The 2,098-nt window shown below is 29.4% G+C and carries 2 protein-coding genes; both read left to right on the top strand.

The window, feature by feature from the left end:
* The coding region (locus tag HNP68_RS06635) for a PBSX family phage terminase large subunit (protein WP_183221657.1) at positions 1 to 1,187 on the top strand (1,187 nt) is incomplete at its 5' end.
* Between the two features lie 78 nt (positions 1,188 to 1,265).
* On the top strand, positions 1,266 to 2,098 hold an 833-nt coding region (locus tag HNP68_RS06640), incomplete at its 3' end, for an anti-CBASS protein Acb1 family protein (RefSeq protein WP_183221659.1).

A 2,098-nucleotide genomic window follows, 5' to 3' on the forward strand; every position in this document is an offset into this window, starting at 1 on the left:
TTCAAAAGAACAATGAAAAGAAAATTATACTTAGTGGTGGTATAGCTAGTGGCAAAACATATCTTGCATGTTACTTGTTTATCAAAAGTTTACTTGCAAATAAAAAGCTATACTCTAGTGATACTAATAATTTCATAATAGGCAATTCGCAACGCTCAGTTGAAGTTAATGTTTTGGGGCAATTTGAAAAGCTATGTAAACTTCTTAAAATTCCTTATATTCCAAGGCATACAAATAATTCATATATACTAATTGATTCACTTCGAATTAATTTATATGGGGGTGATAAGGCAAGTGATTTTGAAAGATTTAGAGGGAGTAATTCAGCACTTATTTTTGTTAATGAGGCTACTACTTTACATAAACAAACTTTAGAAGAAGTGCTAAAAAGACTTAGATGCGGACAAGAAACTATTATTTTTGATACTAATCCTGATCATCCAGAACATTATTTTAAAACCGATTATATTGATAATACAGCAACTTTTAAAACATATAATTTTACAACATATGATAATGTACTTCTTAGTAAAGGATTTATTGAAACTCAAGAGAAACTTTATAAAGATATACCAACATATAAGGCAAGAGTTTTGCTAGGAGAATGGATAGCAAGCACAGATTCAATTTTTACACAAATTAATGTTACACAAGATTATGTGTTTAGCAGCCCCATAGCATATTTAGACCCAGCGTTTAGTGTTGGTGGTGATAATACCGCTTTATGTGTTATGGAAAGAGCTGATGATAAGTATTACGCTTTTGTATTTCAAGACCAAAGACCAGCAAATGACCCTTATATTATGAATATGGTAAAGACTGTATTAGAAAATTTCAATGTAAATGCGCTTTATTTAGAAGATAGAGATAATACTAAAGGTGCGGGTGCATTGACTCGTGAATATATGACTCTTAGAAACAATATGAGCCATTATTTTAGAATTACTCCGGTTAAACCAAAGTCCAATAAGTTTAGTAGAATAACATCATTAATCACACCATTTACCTACAAGAAACTTTACATTGCAAAATACAGCAGTTCTTCTGTATTTAATGATATTTATTCTTATAAAGGTGATAACAAAACCCATGATGATGCACTTGATGCAATATCCGCTGCATATTTGATGTTGTCTTTAGGATATAAAGAGAGAAGTGTTCATTTTGGCAATCAAAAATTTTTGTAAATTTAATTGACAAAAATATTAGTTTTTGCTATTATACATATAATTTAATTAAGAAAATTAAGAATAAGAAATAAAAAAGTGTGTAATTTAAGAAAAGCAAAACTAGTAGATAAAATAAGTTCACAAGAACTATATAGATATTCAATATTTTTTAGAAATTACATTGAAAATGTAGCAGAAGACTGCCTCAAGAACGGACTTGTTCTTGAGAGTACTGGCCACAATGTTAGTGAGACAGAACTTTCTAGATTAAAGGTGCAGCTTAAAAATGCGCTATTTAATTGTATTATAAGCTACCGTTTTCATGGAATTGGATATATTTTAGTAAAAACTAAAGATACACTACTAGACCTTGAAGAACCGGTTAATATAGAGCTACCTATTGGATTTGAATACCTTGATCATGAATCTGTAAGAGATTTAGGAATTAATTTTGATCATATAACTTATAAAGTAAAAGCCAATAATGGCAATTCTTTGGATGCAGTTAAAATACACAAAAGTCGACTCATAATATATGAAAATTTCGATTATATCTTAAAAAGATATGTTCCGTGTTATACGGAAAGTTTTTTGTTAGATATTTATTTGTTTGAAAAGATATATGTTGAAATAGAAAAACGCATTGATAACCACAATTTCTTATTTTATAAAGATGAATCTTTGGTGCAACTACAAGATGCACTCTCAAGTGCTACAACTTCTTTAAGCGCACTTACTAATAGCAGCAATAATGAAAAAGGAAATAGTATTTTGTCGTCTTTTTTAAGAAAACAAAATACAAACAATCATAGTAAAGATATTTCTAATTTACGCAGCCTCAATGATTCATTATCACATGAGCTTGCTAGGCTTAAAAGCAATCTTGATAATGAGGGAATGTTTTATACTGCGACCCCCAATGCTAGTTT

The sequence above is a fragment of the Borreliella yangtzensis genome, assembly GCF_014201775.1.
Lineage (GTDB): Bacteria > Spirochaetota > Spirochaetia > Borreliales > Borreliaceae > Borreliella > Borreliella yangtzensis.